Below are 21,260 nucleotides of genomic sequence, written 5' to 3'. Positions count from 1 at the left end.
TACCTTCCTTCAAGTGCGTTTCGTCCTCGCTTCCCAGTCCCCCGCCCGCCTCGGTGTCCTGCGTTCCGCCGGCTTCGACCCGAGCGTCGTCGTGTCCGGCGTCGACGAGGACGCCGTCGCCGCGTCCCTGACCGATCCGGCTCCCGAGGAGCTGGTCCGCGCGCTCGCCGCCGCGAAGGCCGAAACGGTTTTCGAGACACTCGGCGGGCACGGCGACATGGTCATCGTGGGCTGCGATTCGATGCTGTCGATCAACGGCGAGATGGTCGGAAAGCCGATCACACCGGAAGCCGCGCGGCAGCGCTGGGCGTCGATGGCGGGCAAAACCGGAGAACTCCTGACCGGCCACGCGATCATCCGCGTCGAGAACGGCGTCAGGACCAAGGAAACGTCCGGCACCGAAGGCACCACTGTTCGCTTCGGCACGCCGTCACAAGAAGAGATCGAGGCGTACATCGCTTCCGGAGAGCCGCTTCAGGTGGCAGGCGGTTTCACGCTGGACGGGCTCGGCGGCTGGTTCATCGAGGGAATCGACGGCGATTTCTCGAGCGTCATCGGGATCAGCCTGCCGCTGACGCGGCGTTTGCTCGCCGAGGTCGGCGTGAGCGTCGTCGACCTGTGGACGCGTCCCGCATCCTGAGACGGCTCCCACACGATCGGGTGATCCGGAAGAGTCCTGCTTCGCCGAACGTTCTTCACGTTCGGGAAATCAGGAAACCTTCACGCACCGGAGTCGCCCCGTGTCTTTCATTCGGACCTACACAAGGCCAAAGGTCTTCGCGGCGGCGGTCCTCGGCTCGCTCGTCGTGGGCGCCCTGCTCGGCGTGCTCGCCAGGACGACCGAGGCGAGCTGGCTGACCGACCTGCTCGACCAGATCGGCACGATCTTCACGACGCTGCTGCAGATCGCGGTGATCCCGCTGGTCTTCACGGCGATCGTGGTCGGCATCAACAGCCTGCGCAATCTCGGCGGCGGCAAGAAGGCCGCGCGACTGGGCGGCAAGACCGTCCTGTGGTTCGCGATCACCTCGTTCATCGCCTCGCTGATCGGCATCGCCGTCGGGAAACTGTTCAACCCGGGCAGCGGCGGCCTCGGCGAAGGCGTCGCCGCGACGGCGAAGAACGCGGACAAGGCCACCAAGAGCGTCGACAACTGGGGCTCCTGGAGCGCCTTCATCGAAGGCTTCCTGCCGAAGAACTTCTTCGCGGCCTTCACCGAGGGCTCGACCCTTCAGGTGCTGTTCCTCGCCGTGATCATCGGCGCGGCCGCCTACAGCCTCGGCGACAAGGCCAAACCGTTCGTCGACTTCACCACCAGCGTCTTCGAGATCATCCAGCGCTACCTCGGCTGGATCGTCCGGCTCGCCCCGATCGGCATCATCGGCCTGATCGGCGCCGCGGTCGCGAACTACGGTGACGCCCTGTTCCGGCCGCTGCTGTCCACCACTCTCGCGGTGTACGTCGGCTGCTTGCTGGTCTTGTTCGTGGTGTACCCGATCCTGCTGCAGTTCGTGGCGAAGGTCAGCCCGCTGAAGTTCTTTTCGAAGGCCGGCACGGCGATCCAGTTCGCGTTCGCTTCGCAGTCTTCGGCCGCGTCGCTGCCCCTCACCCGGCAGTCCGCCGTGAACCTGGGCGTCCAGCCCGCGTACGCCGCCTTCGCGACCCCGCTGGGCAGCGCCACGAAGATGGACGGCTGCGCCGCGGTGTTCCCCGCGATCGGCGCCATCTTCATCGCGAACCTGTCCGGCGTCTCGCTGAACATCTGGCAGTACGTCGGGATCGTCGTGGTCGCCGTGCTCGGCGCGCTGGCCACCGCGGGTACCACCGGCTGGCTGACCGCGCTGACCCTGACCACCGCGTTCATCGGGCTCGACGCGCAGCAGGTGGCGCTCGGGATCGCGCTGATCTACTCGGTGAACCCGATCATGGACATGATGCGGACCGCGACCAACGTCGCCGGCCAGATCGTCGTGCCGGTGGTCGTCGCGCGCGGCGAAGGCCTGCTGGACGACGACGTGCTCAACTCGCCGACGGACCCTTCGCCCACTTCCGACGGCGAAGCGGCTACTACCTCCGCGAAGGAGCCTGCTGCCGCGGGTGCCTGAGGTTCTCTGAAGCGCGAGCCTCCACCCCGCGACAGCAAGGGACCTTTGCTCTCGTTTCTCTCAACGTCAAGAGAAACGAGAGCAAAGGTCCCTTGCTCCCCCTCAGGGGCAGGCCCGCAGATCCGCCTTCGCCAGCCGTACCTCCGGCCACCCCCTGAGCTCCGAGGGCGCGGTGTACCGGCGCGTACAGCCCACCGAACCGCGGGCGACGTCGTAAACCTCCGCGAGCACCGGCGCCGCCTGGCATCGCGCCGAGCCGGTCTGCGCGCCGGGGCACTCGTGCCGCACGACGATGACGTCCGCGATCCCGTCGGCGGTCACATCGTTAAGGGCGATCGTCCCGGCGTCGGAGAAGTACGGCTTCCCGGTGTCCCGCCAGATCCCGCCGCGCGCGACGAACAACTCGCCCGCCGAGCCACCGCCCACCTCGCCACGCACCAGGCACACCGGCGTCACCCCGTCGAAGCAGCGCAGAGAATCACCCTTCAGGGTGGCCCCCATGTCGTTGACGATCAGCGGGTACACGGTGTCCGCCCCGATCCGGACCACACCCTGCCTCCCCGAGTCGTCGGCCAGCAGCACGACCGGCAGCCCGCCGACGGTCATCGCACTGATCTCCCGGCAGGCGGAGTCGCCGCAGTCGACGCCGGGCGCGTTCGGGGCGCCGTCGGACACCGGAGGTACGCCGGGCTCACCGGCGGGCACGGGAGCGGCGGGGCGGAGCAGGACCACGGCCACGATCACGCCCGCCGTCACCACCACCGCCAGCAGCGCGGTGAGCAGCACCGATCGCGGCGCCCGCGCTTCCTGAGTCCGCATATCCGAGAGCGTAAGTGATCTAGCGCAGAGTGCACGTCTATGTTGTTCCCGTGACGAATCCCGGACTGCCCAGCGCACTGTTCCTCCCGACGGCGAAAAAGCCGAAGGACTACACGAGCGCGGAGATCGAACTCCGCCCGACCAAGGACGGCCGGATGGCGCTGATCGCCTTCAGTTCCGTGCAGCGACTGGTCGAGTGCTGTGGTCCGCATCAGCCGTGGGCACTGGTCAAATCCGAGCACCTCGGCCGGGTCCACCAGGCCCAGCCGTACGACCTGATCGTGCTCGATTCCGACCTTCCGGAAGAACTGCGGCACCGCTCGGCGCTGGTATAAACAAAGGTCACTGGGTGGCCTTGCTCTCACTAATCGGGGCGGGAATTTCCGTAAACTGCTGCGGAGCCGCATCGGGGCGGCCCGACGTACGAACGCAGGAGGTACGGCGTGACCGAGCAGGCCGGCAAAGGTGGTCCGGTGACCAAGATCCTGATCGCGAACCGCGGGGAGATCGCGGTACGGGTGATCAGGGCGGCGAAGGACGCCGGGCTGACCAGCGTGGCCGTCTACGCCGACCCTGATCGCGACGCACCCCACGTCCGCCTCGCGGACGAGGCTTTCGCCCTCGGCGGCACCACCGCGGCCGAGAGCTACCTCGTCTTCGACAAGCTGCTCGACGCCGCCAAGCGGTCGGGCGCGGACTCGGTTCACCCCGGCTACGGGTTCCTCTCCGAGAACGCGGACTTCGCCCAGGCCGTGATCGACGCCGGGCTGACCTGGATCGGGCCGAGCCCGCAGGCCATCCGCGACCTCGGCGACAAGGTCACCGCGCGCCACATCGCGCTGCGCGCCGGAGCCCCGCTCGTGCCCGGTACGAAGGACCCCGCGGCGAACGCGGACGAGATCGTCGCCTTCGCCGACGAGCACGGCCTGCCGGTCGCGATCAAGGCGGCGTTCGGCGGCGGCGGCCGCGGGCTGAAGGTCGCCCGCACCCGCGAGGAGATCCCGGAGCTCTTCGAATCCGCGACGCGCGAGGCGATTTCCGCCTTCGGCCGCGGCGAATGCTTCGTCGAGCGCTACCTCGACAAGCCGCGCCACGTCGAGGCACAGGTCCTCGCCGACCAGCACGGCAACGCCATCGTCGTCGGCACGCGTGACTGTTCGCTGCAGCGCCGCCACCAGAAGCTGGTCGAGGAGGCGCCCGCGCCGTACCTGACCGACGAGCAGCGCAAGCGCATCCACGAGTCCGCGAAGGCGATCTGCAAGGAAGCCGGCTACTACGGCGCCGGGACCGTCGAGTACCTCGTCGCCGTCGACGGCACGATTTCGTTCCTCGAGGTCAACACGCGTCTGCAGGTCGAGCACCCGGTGTCCGAGGAGACCACGGGCCTCGACCTCGTGCGCGAGATGTTCCGCATCGCGCGCGGCGAGAAGCTGCGCATCACCGAGGACCCGGAACCGCGCGGCCACTCGATCGAGTTCCGCATCAACGGTGAGGACGCCGGCCGCGGCTTCCTGCCCGCGCCCGGCACCGTGACCAGGTTCGTCGCGCCGAGCGGCCCCGGCGTCCGCGTCGACTCGGGTGTCGAGTCCGGCAGCGTGATCGGCGGCCAGTTCGACTCGATGCTCGCGAAGCTGATCGTCACCGGCTCGGACCGGCAGAACGCGCTCGAGCGCAGCCGCCGCGCGCTGGCCGAGATGGTCGCCGACGGGATGGCGACGGTTCTGCCGTTCCACCGGGTGATCGTGGAAGACCCGGCCTTCGTCGGCGACGAGAACGGGTTCAGCGTGCACACCCGCTGGATCGAGACCGAGTTCGAAAACACCATCGAGCCGTTCGTGGCACCGGAAGCCGCCGAGACCGAGGAAGAGCCGCGGCAGAACGTCGTCGTCGAGGTCGGCGGCCGCCGACTCGAAGTGTCGCTCCCCGGCGGTTTCTCGCTCGACGCCGGTGGCGGCGGGACGGCCGTGAAGGCCAAGCCGCGCAAGCGAGCGGGCGGCACCAAGGCGGCGGTGAGCGGCGACGCGGTCACCGCGCCGATGCAGGGCACCATCGTCAAGGTCGCCGTCGAAGAAGGCCAGCAGGTCGAAGCGGGCGAGCTGGTCGTCGTGCTCGAAGCGATGAAGATGGAGAACCCGGTCACCGCGCACAAGGCGGGCACGGTCACCGGCCTTTCGGTCGAGGTCGGCGCCGCGGTGACACAGGGCACCCAGCTGTTCGAACTGAAGGACTGACCACGTTCCCGGTGAGTCCATTGTGGACTCACCGGGCCCCGGCGGACCGGCACGCGACCGGGTCGGCCGCGAAAAGACTGACGGATGTCGTGGTTGACAGGGCCTCGCCCGGCCTATCCTCGAAAGGGTGAGCGAGGTTCCGTCTCCGCGGCTGCGGATCAGTGATCAGGATCGCGAGTCCGCGCTGGCCGCGCTCGGCGAGCACATGACCGTCGGCCGGGTCGACATCGACGAATACGGCGAACGGTCCGCCAGGGTCACCGCCGCCAAGACCCGCGGCGAGCTTTCCGAAATCTTCGCCGACCTGCCCGAACCGCATCCGGGCTATGACACGCCCGTGACCGGACCGGAGAAACCGGCATCGCCGTGGGCGGGCATCTCCCCGGTGCAGCGCGTCATGGGCGCGCTTCTGCCGCTTCTGTTCATCGCCACCATCGTGTTCATCATCGGCACCGGCGCCAGCTGGTGGTTGATCGCCATCCCGATCGGGATCAGCGCCGTCGGCGAGGGCATCTGGGGCAAGGGCTGGGAGAACTCCCACAAGAAGCTCGGCAAGCAGCGCCGCCGGGAGCTGGACGGCTGATCCGCCCGTAGACTCGGGACGTGAGTGCCGAGAGACCGGACATGCGGCTGAGCGACGCCGAACGCCAAGACGCGCTCGAAGCGCTGGAGGAGCATGTCCGCACCGGCAGACTCGACCTCGACGAGTTCGGTACGCGGTCGGCGAAGATCAGCGCGGCGAGGATGGCCAGCGAGCTCGAACCGCTGTTCACGGACCTGCCCTCGCCTCGCCCGAGCGCGCTGCTCCCCCTGCCTCCGATGCCCGGTGTCGCGCAGGCGTCCGCGAAAAACGACGTCCAGCCGTCCAAATGGCTGACGGCCAGCGCGGTGCCGATCGCCGCGGCGGTCGCGATCGCGCTGTTCTTCTTCACCCGCGGGACGTTCCTCGTCTTCCTGCTGCCGCTGGCGGTCGCGCTCATCATGAGCCGCCGCCGCTAGACAACCGAAAGCCCGGTTCGCGCGTTCCCTCAGTACAGATTTGGGGAAATGGGGACGAACATGATCGTCAAGTCCAGAGTGCGCGCCGGGGTCCTTCTCGCCGCGACCACCATCGGCATGACCGCGCTGGGCGCCGTGCCCGCGAGCGCGGCGGAAGGACACTGGGAGGCCACCTTCCTGACCTTGCCCGCGGGCAGTGAACTCTCGCGCGGCTTCGTCACCGGCGCGGACGGGCACGGCGGCTACGCGGGCGCCTTCCCCATCGGCGACACCTCGCAGATCGTCACCTGGAAGAACGGCGTGCCGACCGTCCACGGGGTACCGGCCGGATACGAATGGGCGATGGCCTGGGACCAGAACGGGTCCGGCACGGTGGTGGGTGACGCGTCCGACTACGACACCGGCGAGGCCAGGCCGTTCGTCCTCGACGCGAACGGGTTCCGGGTCCTCCCGGTCCCGGCGGGGTTCTCATACGTCTACGGCGTGGCCGTCAACGACCAGGGTGATGTGGTCGGCAACGCTCACAAGAAGGACGATCCGGGCGGCACCCGCGCGGTGCTGTGGCGGGCCGCCGCCACCTCGTCCGGTCCCGAGCTGCTCCCGGCCGGGCTGCTGGCGACCGACATCGACCACGACGGCACGGTCCTGCTGAGCCGTATTCACAGCGGCGGATTCGTGTGGAAGAACGGCGTCCTCACCGAAGTCACGGCTCCCGCCGGACACGAGTCGGTGAGCGTGAGTGCCATCAACGGCGGCCGGATCGTCGGCAGCGCCTACGACCCGGCGATCCAGGATTCGCAGGCGTTCGTGTGGAGCACGCCGACCACGGCCGAGGCGCTGCCCGGTGGCGTGTACGGCGTCGAGCTCAACTCGCACGGGCTCACGACCGGGCTGGAGCCCGCGCCCGAGCCGATCATGAACCGCTCGGTGACCTGGCGGGGCACCGAGCGGGCAGGGGCGCTGCCGACTCCGGAGGGCTTCGGACGGGCACAAGGCGGCGTCGTCTCGGACGACGGGACCATCGCGGGAATCGCCTCGGACAAGCCGCTGGACGAGGGCGGCACGCCGGTGGTCTGGCGCTACGTGCGGTGATCTCCGGCCGGGGTGGTCCGCGTGCGGACCACCCCGGTCTGGTTACCCTCGAAGAGTGGAACCGGTGGAGATCAACGCGGGCGAGTACTACCTGCGGCAACTGCGGGCGGACAAGGCCCTCGACGACCGTCCGGCACTGGTCGCGGCCTTCGCCGATCCGACACACCGTAAGTACGTCCTGAACTATCGCTTGCGGGATCTCGACGAGGCGACCGAGTACGTCGCGCTGCGCGCCGCCCAGTGGGCGGGTGACGAGCGCTGTTCGTGGGCGGTGGCCGAGCCGACGACGGGGGATCTGCTGGGCGAGGTCGGTCTGCGGGATCTCGATTTCGACGCCGGGTACGCGGAGGCGTCGGTCTGGGTGCGCGCGGCGTCGCGGGGCAAGGGGGTCGCGAGCACCGCGCTCAACGCGGCGCTGCGCTTCGGTTTCGGCGGCCTCGGCCTGCGCGAGGTCAGCTACCGCTACGAAGAGACCAACGAGGTGTCCGCTTCGGTCGCCCGCAAATGCGGGTTCACCCTCGTCGGGCCCGAACTGGAGCCTGCCCCGACCGGGGAACGCCTCATCCGCTGGCGCCGGACGGCCTGACCCCCTACCGCGTTTCGTCCTCTGGATGCGGTAGTTGGTGATCCGAACTACCGCATCCAGAGGACGAAACGCGGGAAGTCAGAAGGGGTAGGTGGGCGGCGGGTTCCGGACGGTCACCCACCGCGTCTCGGTGAAGGCCTCGATGTTCGCCGCCGCGCCGCCGAAGCGGCTTCCGGTGCCCGAAGCGGCGACGCCGCCGAAGGGGCTGTTCGCCTCGTCGCTGACCGTCTGGTCGTTGATGTGCACGATCCCGGTCGGGACGCGGTCGGCGAGTTCCAGTCCTTTGAGGACATCGCGGGTGACGATCCCCAGCGACAGCCCGTATTCGCTCGCCGTGGCGAGGCGGACGGCCTCCTCCGCGTCGGAGAACCGCACGACCGGCGCGACCGGGCCGAAGATCTCCTCGGCGACCGCGGGTGCCGTCGGCGGCACGTCGGCGAGCACCGTCGCGGCGTAGAACAGCCGGTCGTACTCGGCGCCGGCGGCGACCCGCGCTCCCGCCGCGACGCTGGCCGTGACCAGTTCGTGGATCTTGTCCCGTTGCCCGGCGTCGATGATCGGCCCGAGCGCGACCTCGTCCCGCGCCGGGTCGCCCACCCGCAACGCGGCCGCCTTCGCCGCCAGCCGCTCGACGAAGTCGTCGTAGAGCCGCTCGTGCACCAAATGCCGCCCGGTGGTCATGCAGATCTGGCCCTGGTGGAAGAAGGAGCCGAACGCGGCGACCCCGGCGGCTTCGTCGACGTCCGCGTCGTCGAGCACGATGAGCGCGGAGTTCCCGCCGAGCTCCAGATGTGCCCGCTTCAGGTGCTTCCCGGCGAGTTCGCCGACCTTGCGCCCGGCGCCGGTCGACCCGGTGAACGAGATGACCCGGACCGCCGGATGCGTCACCAGCGTCTCGCCGACGTCGGCGCCGCCCGGCAGCATCTGCAGCACCCCAGGCGGCAGCCCGGCTTCCTCGAAGATCCGCGCGAGGACAACGCCACCGGTGACGGCGGTGCGCGGATCCGGCTTCAGGATGACGGCGTTCCCCAGCGCGAGCGCCGGGGCGACCGAGCGGATGCCGAGGATGATCGGCATGTTGAACGGCGAGATCACCGTGACCACACCGGCCGGGACGCGGCGCGCCATCGAAAGGCGCGGCTCTTCACTCGGCAGGAGTTCGCCGTACGGGCGGCCGGGCAGCGCCGCCGCTTCGTAGCACTCCTGCTCCGCGACGTGCAGCGAGAAGCCCGCGACTCCCGGCACGGCGCCGACCTCACGGACGTTCCACCAGCGGATCTCGTCGGCGTGCTCGGACCACAGTCGCGCCGCCTTGCGCAGGACGGCGGCCCGCTGGACGTGCGGTGTCGCCGCCCAAGCCCGCTGCGCCTCGGCCGCCGTTTCCGCCGCTTTCGCGGCGTCTTCGACCGAGGCGATCCCCACGCTTCCCAGCACCGCTCCGGTCGCGGGCTCCGTGACGTCACGGATGCCACCGGTCCCGGGCACCCAGGAACCTCCGGCGAAGATCCGGTCCGTCCACGTCGACGAGTCGAGAAACACCACAAGGCCGCCTTCCGTCTGGACGGCCGACGCTATGCCAGATTCACCCGATCAGGCAACGATCTCTGCGCGCGCAGCACACCGCTCGGCAGGAGGGATCAACTCACCGGTTCGATGATCCCCGAGCGCGCTTCCGGCGCGGCCGAGCGCAACGCGTCGGCCGCCTCGTCGCTCGGCTGCGACTGGGACTCCCGTTCCGCGTCGACCCGCGCCTTGTACACCTCGAATTCGCGTTTCTCCTCGTCCTTCGACCAGCCGAGCACCTCGCCCACCAGCGTCGCGACCTGCGCGGCGCAGTCGACGCCGCGGTGCGCGTACTCGATCGAGATCCGCGTCCGGCGCGCGAGCACGTCTTCCAGGTGAAGCGCGCCCTCGTGGCTGGCCGCGTAGACGACCTCGACACCGAGGTAGTCCGGAGCGTGCTCCAGCGGCTTCAGCAGCTCCGGACGTCCTTCGCCGAGCGCGAGGACCTCGTGCACCATCGAGCCGTAGCGGTCGAGCAGATGGCGCACGCGGTACGGGTGCAGCCCGTGCTCGCTGGCCAGGTGATCGGCCTGGTTCACCAGCGCGTGGTACCCGTCGGCGCCCAGCAGCGGCACCTTGTCCGTGATGGACGGCTGCGGCCTGCCGGGAAGATCGACCGCCGCGGCGTCGACGGCGTCGGCCGCCATCACCCGGTACGTCGTGTACTTGCCGCCCGCGATCGCGACCAGCCCCGGCGCGACCCGCGCGACCGCGTGCTCACGCGAAAGCTTCGACGTCTCTTCGCTTTCCCCGGCGAGCAAAGGGCGGAGCCCCGCGTAGACGCCTTCGATGTCGTCGTGCGTCAACGGCGTCGCGAGCACGGTGTTGACGTGTTCGAGGAGGTAGTCGATGTCGTGCTTCGTCGCGGCCGGATGCGCGAGGTCGAGGTTCCAGTCGGTGTCGGTCGTCCCGACGATCCAGTGGTTGCGCCACGGGATGACGAACAGCACCGATTTCTCGGTGCGCAGGATCATCCCCGATTCCGAGACGATCCGGTCACGCGGGACGACGATGTGCACGCCCTTGCTCGCCCGCACGCGGAACCGGCCGCGGCCACCGGAAAGGCGCTGCAGCTCGTCGGTCCACACGCCGGTGCAGTTGACCACCGCAGAGGCGTGGATCTCGGTCTCGCGGCCGTCCTCGACGTCGCGCACGCGGACCCCGGAAATCCGGTCCGCCTCGCGGAGGAAACCGACCACCTGGGTGGAGGTGCGCACCACGGCGCCGTAGTGCGCGGCGGTCCGGGCGACGGTCATCGTGTGGCGCGCGTCGTCGGCTTGCGCGTCGTAGTAACGGATCCCGCCGATCAACGCGGACCGCTTCAGCGCCGGGACCATCCGCAGCGCGCCCGCGCGGCTCAGGTGTTTCTGGCCGGGGACCGACCGCGCGCCGCCCATCGTGTCGTACATCAGCAGACCGGCCGCGGTGTACGGACGCTCCCAGACCCGGTGGGTCAGCGGGTAAAGGAAGCTGACCGGCTTCACCAGATGCGGGGCGATCGTCGTCAGCATCAGCTCGCGTTCCCGCAGGGCTTCCCGCACCAGACCGAATTCCAGCTGCTCGAGGTAACGGAGCCCGCCGTGGAAGAGCTTGCTGGACCGGCTCGACGTACCCGAGGCGAGGTCGCGCGCTTCGACGAGGGCGACCCGCAGGCCGCGTGTCGCGGCGTCGAGCGCCGTGCCCGCCCCGACCACTCCGCCGCCGATGACGACGAGGTCGAACTTGTCCTCACCCAGCCGCTGCCAAGACTCTTCCCGCTTGAGCGGCCCCAGCCTGGCGGGGCTGTTTTCGGCTTCGCGCTGAGAGCTTGCCACGTGACATTCCTCCTTGTGCCGCTGTGGCTCCAGCATCGCACGATCGGCCGCGACCGGTCCGTTGTGCGGGTGACACGTGTGGCGTAACCCTCGTCGATCTTGAAAGGATTGGTTCCCGCAGCGCCTGGAAGGAACAAATACGCGACGGTAACGTGCCACGGACGTGGGTCGGCAAGGGCGCCGTAGCACACCGTGTTCGACCCTGCGCGGAATGTCCAAAGTGGAGGTCAAGCGGTGAGTGTGGGAGCCATCTTCGTCTGGGAGCTGCTGGGAACGGCGGTCCTGATCCTGTTGGGTAACGGCGTGGTCGCCAACCACGTGTTGCGCAAGAACAACGGCCACAACGGCGGCGTCGTGATGATCACCCTCGGGTGGGCGTTCGCGGTCTTCGCCGGCGCCAGCATCGCCGCGCCGAGCGGAGCGCACCTGAACCCCGCGGTGACACTGGGCCTCGCCATCGCGGACAAGACGAAGTGGGCGGACGTCCCGATCTACTTCGCCGGGCAGATGGTCGGCGCCATCCTCGGCGCCGTGCTCTGCTGGGCCGCCTACAAACTGCAGTTCGACGACCACCCGCAGCGTGACGAGACGCTCGGCATCTTCTCGACCGCGCCGCAGATCCCGAACAAGGCGTGGAACCTCGTCACCGAGATCATCGGCACCTTCGTACTGGTCGCGTGGATCCTGCTCAGCCCGGTGTACGCCAACGCCACGGGTGAGGGCGGGACACCGCAGTTCGGCAACTCCGCGCTCGGTTACGCCGGTGTAGCGTTCGTCGTGCTGGTCATCGGCCAGTCCCTCGGTGGCCCGACCGGTTACGCCATCAACCCGGCCCGAGACCTCGGCCCCCGCATCGCGTACGCGTTCCTGCTGCCCATCAAGAACAAGGCCAACCCGAACTGGGGCTACTCCTGGATCCCGGTCGCCGGCCCGCTGGTCGGCGGTGCCCTGGCCGCTTTGCTGTTCCTCGCCGTCCACAACCTGACCTGAGGCACTGTGCGGAGCTGAAGATGTACCGCGAACCGGACCGAACGAGTGAACCCGCCCCGGCCGAAGGCCCCGCTATCGCGGTGGCAGGGCGCCTTGTCCGCCATGGTGACATGGCAGGCGAGGCCGCGCCCTGCCGACGTCGATCGCGGACGCGGGTTCACCGACAGACACACAGACTGGAGCTTCGATGACTTCGTACGTAGCCGCAATCGACCAGGGCACCACGTCGACCCGCTGCATGATCTTCGACCACTCCGGCCGGGTGGTCGCCGTGGACCAGCGGGAACACGAGCAGATCTTCCCGAAGGCGGGCTGGGTCGAGCACAACGCCGAAGAGATCTGGGAGAACACGCGGGCCGTCGCCGCGGGAGCGCTGGCCAAGGGCGACCTGGTCGCGAGCGACATCGTCGCGGTCGGCATCACCAACCAGCGCGAGACCACGCTGGTCTGGGACCGCGCCACCGGCAAGCCGGTCTACAACGCGATCGTCTGGCAGGACACCCGCACCGACAAGATCGTCACCGACCTGGGCTCGCTCGGTGGCGGTCAGGAGCGCTACCGCGAGAAGGTGGGCCTGCCGCTGGCGACCTACTTCTCCGGACCGAAGATCAAGTGGATCCTCGACAACGTTGACGGCGCCCGCGCCAAGGCCGAAGCCGGGGATCTGATCTTCGGCAACATGGACACCTGGGTGCTGTGGAACATGACCGGCGGGGTCGACGGCGGCGTGCACGTCACCGACCCGACCAACGCCTCGCGGACCATGCTGATGGACCTCGACACACTGGAGTGGGACGCCGAGATCGCCGGGGAGATGACGATCCCGCTGTCGATGCTCCCGGAGATCCGGTCGTCCTCGGAGACCTACGGCAAGGTCCGGGAGAAGGGCGCGCTGGCCGGTGTCCCGATCTCGGGCATCCTCGGTGACCAGCAGGCGGCGACTTTCGGGCAGGCGTGCCTTTCGCCGGGTGAAGCCAAGAACACCTACGGCACCGGCAACTTCATGCTGCTCAACACCGGCACCGAGAAGGTCATGTCGGACAACGGGCTGCTCACCACGGTCTGCTACAAGATCGGCTCGAACGACACGGTGTACGCGCTCGAAGGATCGATCGCGGTCACCGGTTCGCTCGTGCAGTGGCTGCGGGACAACCTCGGCCTGATCGGCTCCGCGGCCGAGGTCGAGCAGCACGCCCGCACCGTCGAGGACAACGGTGGCGCGTACTTCGTGCCGGCGTTCTCGGGTCTCTTCGCGCCGTACTGGCGCTCCGACGCCCGCGGCGCGATCGTCGGCCTCACCCGGTTCGTCAACAAGGGGCACATCTCGCGGGCGGTGCTGGAGGCGACGGCGTTCCAGTCGCGCGAGGTGATCGACGCGATGAACGCCGACTCCGGTGTCCCGCTGAAGTCGCTGAAGGTCGACGGCGGGATGGTCGTCAACGAACTGCTCATGCAGTTCCAGGCCGACATCCTCGGCGTGCCCGTGATCCGGCCGGTGGTCAACGAGACCACCGCGCTCGGCGCGGCGTACGCGGCCGGTCTCGCGGTGGGGTTCTGGAAGAGCGAGGACGACATCCGCAACAACTGGGCGCAGGACAAGCAGTGGGACCCGTCGATGGACGAGGCCCGCCGCGAGTCCGAGTACCGGAACTGGAAGAAGGCGGTCACGAAGACCTTCGACTGGGTCGACGAAGACTGACCCGCCGCTTTGCGCGTGAAGGCCCCCTTCCCTCGGCTGAGCCGAGGGAAGAGGGCCTTCACGCGCTATGGGACGAGGTCATCCGGGCGAACACGATGACGTTGTCGAGATAGGTGCGCGACGCCTTGTCGAAAACCCCGCCGCAGGTGATGAGCCGCAGTTCCGGCTCGGTGGTGTCGCCGTAGACGGCGTCCGTGGGGAACCTGTCCTTCGCCACCCGCTCGACCTTCGTGACCGCGAACTCGGCCGTCACGCCGTCCTCGCGGGTGATCGAAACCTGGTCGCCGGGCGCCAGTTCTTTCAGCCGGAAGAAGATGCCCTTCTGCTTGTTCCCGTCCACGTGCCCGAGGATCACCGACGGCCCGAGCTCCCCCGGGGCCGGCCCGTGCACGTACCAGCCCGCCTGCATCGGCCGGGTCACCGGCGGTACCTCGATGGTGTCGTCCGCGTTGAGGCCCAGCGGGATCAGGCTGGACTTCGCCTCGATCTTCGGCACGTCGATCGACACCGGAGCGGCTTTCGGCAGTCCGCGGATGACTGCCTCCGCGGCCTGCTCGAGGGCTCGCGGCGGAGCGACCTCGTCCGGTCCGGACAGGACGACCGTCAAGCCTGCCGCCAGAACCACCGCGAGCACCAACGGTGCCCATCGCACCTTCATGCTCACCCCTTTCGGGAAGCGGTCAGAAGGCCATGCTGCCGTCGCCGGCCTGAGCGGCGCCGGAAGGCACCGCGCTCACCTGACGGGGAGGAACGGTGAACGTTGCCGTATAAGACTTTCCGTTGCAATTGACGGTCAGCGGGTAACGGCCGGGCGCCGTGCCCTCGTTGAGCTCGACGTCGGCGCTGACGTTCGCCGGGACTCCGACGAGCGGGCCGTAGTCGTACTTCCCGACGCTCAGCACCGGCGAAGAGAACGTCGTCGACGCCGGCGCCTTCAGCCCGTCGCCGCCGGGGCAGCGCGCGAGGGCCACGTTGGAGTCGCCGTGCACGTACTTGTCGACCAGCCCGAGTTCGTAGGCGGTGTCGTCGTTGAGCTGCACCGTGACACCGGGATCCGCCTCGGGTTGCTGAGCGAAACCGGGCGACGATCCCGCCAGCACCGCCGCACCGATCGCCACCACTCCGGCGAGAACCCTGCGAATCACGGAAAACCCCTAGCTGTCAACGAAACACCGACACGCGCTAGACGCGAGCGGCCCCGCGAGGGTTGCTTCGCCGGAGACGATCAGTCCAAGTCGTCGTGGCGCATCAACTGGCGGCCTGCCTCGGTGATCGATCCCGACAGCGACGGGTACACCGAAAATGTCAGTGCCAGATGTTCCACTGTGAGCTGGTTCTGGACGGCGAGCGCGATGGGAAGGATGAGTTCGCTCGCCGTCGGCGCCACGACCACCCCACCGACGACCACACCGGTGGCGGGGCGGCAGAACAGCTTCACGAAACCGCGTCGCAGGCCTTCCATCTTCGCGCGGGCGTTCGTCGCGAGCGGGAGCATGATGGTGCGGGCGGGCACCTCACCCGAGTCGATCGCCTGCTGGCTGATGCCGACGGTCGCGATCTCGGGGTGGGTGAACACGTTGGCGGCGACGGTCTTGAGTTTGATCGGCGCGACACCCTCGCCGAGCGCGTGCCACATCGCGATGCGGCCCTGCATGCTGGCCACGGAAGCGAGCATCAGCACCCCGGTGCAGTCGCCCGCGGCGTAGATGCCGGGCGCGCTGGTGCGGGAAACGCGGTCGACGCCGATGAAACCGCCGGGGCCGGGCTCGATGCCGACCTTCTCCAGGCCGATGTCGGTGGTGTTGGGCACCGAACCGACGGTCATCAGCGCGTGGCTGGCTTCGATCACGCGGCCGTCGGAGAGGTGGATCTCGACGCCCTTTTCGGTGCGCTCGACCTTGTCGGCGCGGGCCTGCTTGACGACCGTGGTGCCGCGCTGGGAGAAGACCTCTTCGAGCACGGCGGCGGCGTCGGCGTCCTCGTGCGGGAGCACGCGGTCGCGGCTGGACACGACGGTGACCTTGACACCCATCTCGGTGTAGGCCGAGGCGAATTCGGCGCCGGTGACACCCGAACCGATGACGGCCAGGTGCTCGGGCAGCTCGCGCAGGTCGTAGAGCTGGCGCCAGTCGAGGATGCGCTCGCCGTCCGGCACGGCGCCGGGCAGCACCCGCGGGGTGGCACCGGTCGAGATGAGGACGACGTCGGCGTCGAGCACCTCGGTCGAGCCGTCGTGGGCGGTGACGGCGACCTTGTGCGCGGCGAGCCCGGCCTCTTCGTCGTCGAAGCGGGCCTGGCCGATGACGACGCGGACGCCCTCGCGCTGAACGCGGGCGCGGATGTCGGCGGACTGGGCGAGCGCGAGGCCCTTGACCCGGCCGTGGACGGTCGGCAGGTCGACGCTGGTGTCGGCCATGTCGGTGTTGATGCCGAGCTCACGGAGGTCGTGCATGTTCGCGAGCGCGCCGGAGGAGGCGATGAACGTCTTCGACGGGACACAGTCGTAGAGCACGCACGCGCCGCCGAGACCGTCGCGCTCGACGATGGTGACATCGGCTCCGTGCTGGGCCGCGACCAGTGCCGCTTCGTAACCGGCGGGGCCTCCGCCCATGATCACGATCTTGGTCACTGGTCTCCTCCTCGCAGCGGTGTCTGTGACTGCGTTTACCGTACGCGGGCGACCGTTGGGCGGATTGAGTGGCCGGACACGGCATGTACGTCCAGCCGGGTGACCGGCGGGTCGCTAGGCTGTCGCCGTGCCGTTGTATGCCGCGTATGGATCCAATATGGAGCCCTCCCAGATGTTGGAGCGCGCTCCCCACTCGCCCATGGCCGGCACCGGCTGGCTGGAGGGCTGGCGGCTGACCTTCGGGGGCGAAGACCTCGGCTGGGAAGGCGCGCTGGCGACCATCGTCGAAGACCCGGCCTCCCGGGTCTTCGTGGTGCTGTACGACGTCACCTCTTTGGACGAACCCAACCTCGACCGCTGGGAAGGCGGCGAGCTGGGCATTCACTCCAAGATCCGGCTCCGCGTGCAGACCATGGACGGCTCCGTGCTGGCGTGGCTGTACGTCCTGGACGCCTACGAGGGCGGCCTCCCGTCCGCGCGCTACCTCGGCGTCCTGGCCGACGCGGCCGAGGCCGCCGGTGCCCCCGCCGACTACGTCGACGCCCTCCGCACCCGTCCCTGCCAAGGCATCTCCGGCTGATCCCGCGAGTGTCGTCCGTCTGATCACACGTGTCGTCCGTCTGATCACGCGCGTCGTCCGTCTGATCACGCGCGTCGTCCGTCTGATCACACGCGGCGTCCGGCTGATCACGCGCGTCGTCCGTCTGATCACACGTGTCGTCCATCTGATCACGCGACTCCGCGCCTTTCGAACGCCCTGGACAGCTCGGCCAAGAAACGTCGAGGTTCACGTAGGTCGGCCGCCGACACTCGGATGGTGATCCAACCCCGTCCAGCCATCCGCGAGTCTCGCTCGGAGTCGTAGTCGTGGCGCCCCTCGTGAGACGCGAAGCCGTCGTACTCGAGGGCGATTCTCCGCGACGGCCACGCCATATCGAGTACGTACAGCGTCCGGCCGTCGATCGTGGTGATCTCGTACTGCACCTCCGGTATCGGGAACCCTGCCTCGACGACGATCAACCGGACGATGCTTTCCGGCGGGGAGTCCGCCTTACCGGTCGCCAGATCGAGCAACATGAGGGCCCTGTGGATACCTCGCCGGTCGCGGCGGTCCACAACTCTGTCCCGAACGTTCGCACGCAGGGTTCGGACGTGGTCCGGCGCAAGCCCGCGCATCGCCTCGTCCAGTGCGGCGAACGCGGTTCGCTTGTCCCCATCGCAGAGGAAACCCGCCAGCGCCAGATCCAACGAAAACGTGCCGAGCCCGTCGAGCTCGACAACATCTGAGGGCTGGAAATCGGCCTGATGGACGATCAGCCTGGGCTTCGACTTGATCCGCCGCGCGAAGGGCACCGTCACGTGGATACTCGTGTCGTCCACGGCCGAAATCCCATGTAGCGCAAGGGCTGTAGCTCCGGACAGTGCCGCAGGCTGCCCCACCACGAGCAGAGCGGCCTGAGCCCGGGTGGTCAGTTTGAGCGAATCCGCGGCATGAACGACCACGCCCCGCCATGGCTGCGTGAGGACACCGTTGGCCAGTCCTTCAAGGACCAGCCGACGCCCTAAGACCTTGTCGGCCTCACGACGCGAGACCGCCCCATGTCGTCCTCCCCAATCGATCATGCCTTCGAGGATCGTTGGTTTTCCAGCCTTGGGAAAGGGCCCTCATCCACACCTGTGGATAACTTCATATCTGTGGATAACCCTGTGGACAGGTGTTCGACACCGGAAGTGGCGAACACCTGTGACCAGGTGGACGACGCGCGTGATCAGACGGACGACACGCGTGACTGGCTGGACATCAGGCCAGGGTGGCCAGGGCCGTGTGGACCAGCGTGCGGACTCCGCACAGGAGCGAACGCTCGTCGAGGACGAAGGTCGGGCGGTGGATGTCGGCCATCGGGCCTTCACCGGGCCACACGCCGAGGCGCGCGAAGGCGCCTTGGACGTGCTCCAGGTACCACCCGAAGTCCTCGCCACCGGACGACTGCTCGGTCCCGGCCACGGCGGCCTCGCCCAGCGCGGCCTCGACACCGGCCCGCATCAGCGCGTGCGACTCCGGATCGGAGACGACCGGCGGCACGCCGCGGCGGTAGTCGAGGGAGAACCCGACCCCGGTCGGCGCGAGCAGCGACTCCACCGAAGACGCGACGAGCGGCTCCAGCATCGTCCAGACGTCGTGGTCCGCCGTGCGGAGCGTGCCGCGCAGCACCCCGTCCTGCGGGACCGCGTTGGCGGCCTGCCCGGCGTGCACCGCGCCCCAGACCAGCACGGTCCCGGATCGCGGGTCGACGCGCCGCGAGAGCACCGCGGGCAGCGACGTGATCACGGTGCCCAGCGCGTGCACCAGGTCCGCGGTCAGGTGCGGCCGCGAGGTGTGCCCGCCCGGCGAGGTGAGCCGCAGCTCGATGAGGTCGGCGGCCGAGGTCAGCGCGCCTTCGCGCAGACCGACCTTGCCGACTTCGAGCCGCGGGTCGCAGTGCAGCCCGTAGATCCGCTCGACGCCTTCCATCGCTCCCGCGGCGATCATGTCCAGCGCGCCGCCGGGCATGACCTCCTCGGCGGGCTGGAAGATCAGCCGCACGCGGCCGGGCAGCTCCGGCGCGCCGGCCAGTGCCCGCGCCGCGCCCAGCAGGATCGCGGTGTGCGCGTCGTGTCCGCACATGTGCGCGGCGCCGTCGGTCTTGGAGGCGTACGGGAGCCCGGTGGCCTCGGTCAGCGGCAGGGCGTCCATGTCGGCGCGCAGTGCGACGCAGCGGTCGCCGCTGCCGATGTCGCAGACCACGCCGGTGCCCGTGGGGAGCACCCATGGCTTGAGCCCGACCGAGCGGAGCAGGGACATGACCATTTCGGTCGTGGCGAACTCGTGGCGGGAGAGCTCCGGGTGCGCGTGGATGTGACGACGCCACGCGACGACGTCGGTGGCGTTCGCGCGGAGCCAGTCGTCGAGCCAGAAGGGGCCGCGTCCGGCGCCGAGGTCATGCACAGGTGCCATGCTGACGCCGGCCTCGGAGATCAGCGCGGCGGGCGCCTCTATCGGGGCAACGACGCGACCCTCGGGGTCGCCTGGAATGTCCGGACGTGAATCGAGCAACGTCACGCCGCACCTCCTCCCGCGACACAGTCACCTTCGTCTACCACCGTACGAGTGGTCGCTGAAGGCACGCTGGGTGCCGTTCGATCTGTGATACGCATTTGCGATAGATCGTGCACCATGCAGATGACAAGCCGCTCGTCGAGTGATCGAGCCGGAGATGGCCGGTAGTGGATCTGCGATGAACGGCTGCGAGAGTTCGGCCCGGGCTAAGCGGAGAGTCCTTCTACTTACCGGTCGCGGTTCAGGACTTCTTTTTCTTGGAACGGGCACGCCTGCCGAGGATCACCAGACCGAGCAAGATGGCCGCGGCGACGCCCGCGATGATCTTCCGTTTGGTCTCCTGGCTGTTGGCCTTGTCGGTCTCGGCGGGGTCGAGCACCGGCCCCGGGGGCGCCTGCGACGGCACCTCGTGCACCGCCGCTGCCTGCGCGATCACCGGCGCGGGCGCCTGGATCTCCGAAAACGGCGCAGCCTGCGCGACCGGCGCACAGACGACCAGCCCGGCGGCGACGAGTCCGGCAAGCTGCCCGAGACGAGACCTTTTCGGCATGACTCCCTTTCGACGGCGTGGCGCGAACCCGATTCTGCACTCTGCCGCGTTCCCGCGTCAGCCGCCACGCGGAGGACCGGAGAACGCCTCCAGAATCCGTTGCGCGGCCAGCGTCGGGGTCAGTTCACCGTCCCGGACCGCCCGTTCGACGTCCGGAACGACCGCTCGCACGTCCGGATGCGAAGCGAGCCGTCCGAGGAGCTGTTCCCGGACCATCGACCAGGTCCACTCCACCTGCTGCCGCCGTCGCCGTCCGTCCAGTTCACCCGAAGCGGTCAAAACGTCGCGGTGACGGCCGATTTCGGCCCACACGTCGTCGAGGCCGACGTCGGTGAGCGCGCTGCAGGTCAGCACCGGGGGCGTCCACTCGGCGTCCCGTCCGTAGATCATCCGCAGCGCGCCTGCCAGTTCGCGGGCCGCGCGTTTCGCGTCGCGCGCGTGGTCGCCGTCGGCCTTGTTGACCGCGATGACGTCCGCCAGTTCGAGGACGCCCTTCTTGATGCCCTGCAACTGGTCGCCGGTGCGGGCCAGGGTCAGGAACAGGAAGTGGTCGACCATGTTCGCCACGGTCACCTCGGACTGTCCGACACCGACGGTTTCGACCAGCACGATGTCGTATCCGGCCGCTTCCATCAGCACGATGGTCTCGCGGGTCGCCCGCGCGACGCCGCCGAGCGTGCCCGAAGTCGGCGAAGGGCGGATGAACGCCTTCGGGTCCACCGCGAGGCGGGCCATCCGGGTCTTGTCGCCCAGGATCGAGCCGCCGGTCCGCGTCGACGACGGGTCGACGGCCAGCACGGCGACCTTGTGCCCGGCCTCGGTCAGATCCATGCCCAGCTGGTCGATGAAAGTCGACTTGCCGACACCGGGAACGCCCGTGATGCCGACGCGCCGCGCGCCGCCCGCGTGCGGGAGCAGCTCGACCAGCAGTTCCTGCGCCTGCGCCCGGTGATCCTCCCGGTTGGACTCGACGAGCGTGATCGCCCGCGACAGCAGGCCGCGGTCACCCGCGAGGACACCTTTGGCGAGTGCCCCGACGTCGATCTTGCGCGGCAAGGTTCAGGACTCCTGAATTTCGGTTCGTGC

Annotated in this window: 21 protein-coding genes; 11 read left to right on the top strand and 10 right to left on the bottom strand. The window is 69.0% G+C overall.

Annotation, left to right across the window (positions count from 1 at the left end; translation table 11 throughout):
- The first annotated feature begins 13 nt into the window (after window positions 1–13).
- Window positions 14–640 (top strand): Maf family protein, encoded by a 627-nt coding sequence (locus ACLJQ7_RS31895; RefSeq protein ID WP_410651855.1) that lies wholly within the window; start codon window positions 14–16, stop codon window positions 638–640.
- A gap of 100 nt (window positions 641–740) precedes the next feature.
- Window positions 741–2,105 (top strand): dicarboxylate/amino acid:cation symporter, encoded by a 1,365-nt coding sequence (locus tag ACLJQ7_RS31890; RefSeq protein WP_410651854.1) that lies wholly within the window; start codon window positions 741–743, stop codon window positions 2,103–2,105.
- 102 nt (window positions 2,106–2,207) lie between these two features.
- Here the strand turns inward: ACLJQ7_RS31890 and ACLJQ7_RS31885 are convergent, their stop codons facing one another.
- Window positions 2,208–2,891, bottom strand: coding sequence for a hypothetical protein (locus tag ACLJQ7_RS31885; RefSeq protein WP_410652021.1), 684 nt, complete (start codon window positions 2,889–2,891; stop codon window positions 2,208–2,210).
- Between the two features lie 83 nt (window positions 2,892–2,974).
- On the opposite strand from ACLJQ7_RS31885, the gene ACLJQ7_RS31880 reads away from it, so the two are divergent.
- From ACLJQ7_RS31880 to ACLJQ7_RS31855, 6 genes are all read left to right on the top strand, one after another.
- Window positions 2,975–3,259 (top strand): SAV_915 family protein, encoded by a 285-nt coding sequence (locus ACLJQ7_RS31880; protein WP_410651853.1) that lies wholly within the window; start codon window positions 2,975–2,977, stop codon window positions 3,257–3,259.
- Between the two features lie 108 nt (window positions 3,260–3,367).
- Window positions 3,368–5,155 (top strand): acetyl/propionyl/methylcrotonyl-CoA carboxylase subunit alpha, encoded by a 1,788-nt coding sequence (locus tag ACLJQ7_RS31875; protein WP_410651852.1) that lies wholly within the window; start codon window positions 3,368–3,370, stop codon window positions 5,153–5,155.
- Between the two features lie 127 nt (window positions 5,156–5,282).
- Window positions 5,283–5,738 (top strand): DUF1707 domain-containing protein, encoded by a 456-nt coding sequence (locus ACLJQ7_RS31870; RefSeq protein ID WP_410651851.1) that lies wholly within the window; start codon window positions 5,283–5,285, stop codon window positions 5,736–5,738.
- 41 nt (window positions 5,739–5,779) lie between these two features.
- Window positions 5,780–6,154 (top strand): DUF1707 domain-containing protein, encoded by a 375-nt coding sequence (locus ACLJQ7_RS31865; RefSeq protein WP_125680425.1) that lies wholly within the window; start codon window positions 5,780–5,782, stop codon window positions 6,152–6,154.
- A 48-nt stretch (window positions 6,155–6,202) separates the two neighbouring features.
- Complete coding sequence (locus ACLJQ7_RS31860) at window positions 6,203–7,246, top strand: hypothetical protein (RefSeq protein ID WP_410651850.1); 1,044 nt, start codon at window positions 6,203–6,205, stop codon at window positions 7,244–7,246.
- 55 nt (window positions 7,247–7,301) lie between these two features.
- Window positions 7,302–7,832, top strand: a complete 531-nt coding sequence (locus tag ACLJQ7_RS31855; RefSeq protein ID WP_410651849.1) for a GNAT family N-acetyltransferase — start codon at window positions 7,302–7,304, stop codon at window positions 7,830–7,832.
- A gap of 78 nt (window positions 7,833–7,910) precedes the next feature.
- Here ACLJQ7_RS31855 and ACLJQ7_RS31850 read toward each other — a convergent pair whose 3' ends face one another.
- Together ACLJQ7_RS31850 and ACLJQ7_RS31845 are read right to left on the bottom strand one after the other, a co-directional pair.
- Window positions 7,911–9,374: an aldehyde dehydrogenase family protein gene (locus ACLJQ7_RS31850; RefSeq protein WP_410651848.1), complete on the bottom strand. Its 1,464-nt coding sequence runs from the start codon at window positions 9,372–9,374 to the stop codon at window positions 7,911–7,913.
- 95 nt (window positions 9,375–9,469) lie between these two features.
- Window positions 9,470–11,209 (bottom strand): glycerol-3-phosphate dehydrogenase/oxidase, encoded by a 1,740-nt coding sequence (locus tag ACLJQ7_RS31845; RefSeq protein WP_410651847.1) that lies wholly within the window; start codon window positions 11,207–11,209, stop codon window positions 9,470–9,472.
- Window positions 11,210–11,443: 234 nt separating this feature from the next.
- Between ACLJQ7_RS31845 and ACLJQ7_RS31840 the strand changes: the two genes are divergently transcribed.
- Both ACLJQ7_RS31840 and glpK read left to right on the top strand, forming a co-directional pair.
- Window positions 11,444–12,199 carry an MIP/aquaporin family protein gene (locus ACLJQ7_RS31840; RefSeq protein WP_410651846.1) on the top strand — a complete coding sequence of 252 codons (756 nt, stop codon included), beginning with the start codon at window positions 11,444–11,446 and terminating at the stop codon, window positions 12,197–12,199.
- A 187-nt stretch (window positions 12,200–12,386) separates the two neighbouring features.
- Window positions 12,387–13,898: a glycerol kinase GlpK gene (gene glpK, locus ACLJQ7_RS31835; protein ID WP_410651845.1), complete on the top strand. Its 1,512-nt coding sequence runs from the start codon at window positions 12,387–12,389 to the stop codon at window positions 13,896–13,898.
- Between the two features lie 58 nt (window positions 13,899–13,956).
- Here glpK and ACLJQ7_RS31830 read toward each other — a convergent pair whose 3' ends face one another.
- From ACLJQ7_RS31830 to ACLJQ7_RS31820, 3 genes are all read right to left on the bottom strand, one after another.
- Window positions 13,957–14,556 (bottom strand): class F sortase, encoded by a 600-nt coding sequence (locus ACLJQ7_RS31830; protein WP_410651844.1) that lies wholly within the window; start codon window positions 14,554–14,556, stop codon window positions 13,957–13,959.
- Window positions 14,557–14,578: 22 nt separating this feature from the next.
- The gene (locus tag ACLJQ7_RS31825) at window positions 14,579–15,040 is read right to left on the bottom strand and encodes a hypothetical protein (RefSeq protein ID WP_410652020.1); all 462 of its coding nucleotides are present in this window, start codon (window positions 15,038–15,040) and stop codon (window positions 14,579–14,581) included.
- Window positions 15,041–15,123: 83 nt separating this feature from the next.
- A complete protein-coding gene (locus ACLJQ7_RS31820; protein WP_410651843.1) occupies window positions 15,124–16,527 on the bottom strand; it encodes an NAD(P)H-quinone dehydrogenase in 1,404 nt (467 codons plus the stop codon).
- A gap of 127 nt (window positions 16,528–16,654) precedes the next feature.
- Here ACLJQ7_RS31820 and ACLJQ7_RS31815 point away from each other — a divergent pair, with 127 nt between their 5' ends.
- Entirely contained in the window at window positions 16,655–17,107 is a 453-nt protein-coding gene (locus tag ACLJQ7_RS31815; protein ID WP_192746686.1) for a gamma-glutamylcyclotransferase, read from the top strand.
- Window positions 17,108–17,256: 149 nt separating this feature from the next.
- On the opposite strand, the gene ACLJQ7_RS31810 is transcribed toward ACLJQ7_RS31815, so the two are convergent.
- From ACLJQ7_RS31810 to meaB, 4 genes are all read right to left on the bottom strand, one after another.
- A complete protein-coding gene (locus ACLJQ7_RS31810; protein WP_410651842.1) occupies window positions 17,257–18,150 on the bottom strand; it encodes an endonuclease domain-containing protein in 894 nt (297 codons plus the stop codon).
- A 178-nt stretch (window positions 18,151–18,328) separates the two neighbouring features.
- Complete coding sequence (locus tag ACLJQ7_RS31805; RefSeq protein WP_410651841.1) at window positions 18,329–19,627, bottom strand: amidohydrolase; 1,299 nt, start codon at window positions 19,625–19,627, stop codon at window positions 18,329–18,331.
- A gap of 238 nt (window positions 19,628–19,865) precedes the next feature.
- Window positions 19,866–20,174 carry a hypothetical protein gene (locus tag ACLJQ7_RS31800; protein ID WP_410651840.1) on the bottom strand — a complete coding sequence of 103 codons (309 nt, stop codon included), beginning with the start codon at window positions 20,172–20,174 and terminating at the stop codon, window positions 19,866–19,868.
- Window positions 20,175–20,231: 57 nt separating this feature from the next.
- Entirely contained in the window at window positions 20,232–21,230 is a 999-nt protein-coding gene (gene meaB / locus ACLJQ7_RS31795; protein WP_410651839.1) for a methylmalonyl Co-A mutase-associated GTPase MeaB, read from the bottom strand.
- Between the last annotated feature and the right edge of the window lie 30 nt (window positions 21,231–21,260).

It is taken from the genome of Amycolatopsis sp. cmx-4-54 (assembly GCF_046548895.1).
GTDB lineage: Bacteria > Actinomycetota > Actinomycetes > Mycobacteriales > Pseudonocardiaceae > Amycolatopsis.
This window is presented reverse-complemented; position numbering and strand designations above follow the sequence as displayed.

What these genes read in the sequence shown, in the direction of transcription:
- ACLJQ7_RS31865 (WP_125680425.1), top strand. Translation starts at nt 5,780, where the DNA reads ATGCGGCTGAGCGACGCCGAACGCCAAGACGCGCTCGAAGCGCTGGAG.
- ACLJQ7_RS31860 (WP_410651850.1), top strand. Translation starts at nt 6,203, where the DNA reads ATGGGGACGAACATGATCGTCAAGTCCAGAGTGCGCGCCGGGGTCCTT.
- glpK (WP_410651845.1), top strand. Translation starts at nt 12,387, where the DNA reads ATGACTTCGTACGTAGCCGCAATCGACCAGGGCACCACGTCGACCCGC.
- ACLJQ7_RS31830 (WP_410651844.1), bottom strand. Translation starts at nt 14,556, where the DNA reads ATGAAGGTGCGATGGGCACCGTTGGTGCTCGCGGTGGTTCTGGCGGCA.
- ACLJQ7_RS31810 (WP_410651842.1), bottom strand. Translation starts at nt 18,150, where the DNA reads ATGATCGATTGGGGAGGACGACATGGGGCGGTCTCGCGTCGTGAGGCC.
- ACLJQ7_RS31800 (WP_410651840.1), bottom strand. Translation starts at nt 20,174, where the DNA reads ATGCCGAAAAGGTCTCGTCTCGGGCAGCTTGCCGGACTCGTCGCCGCC.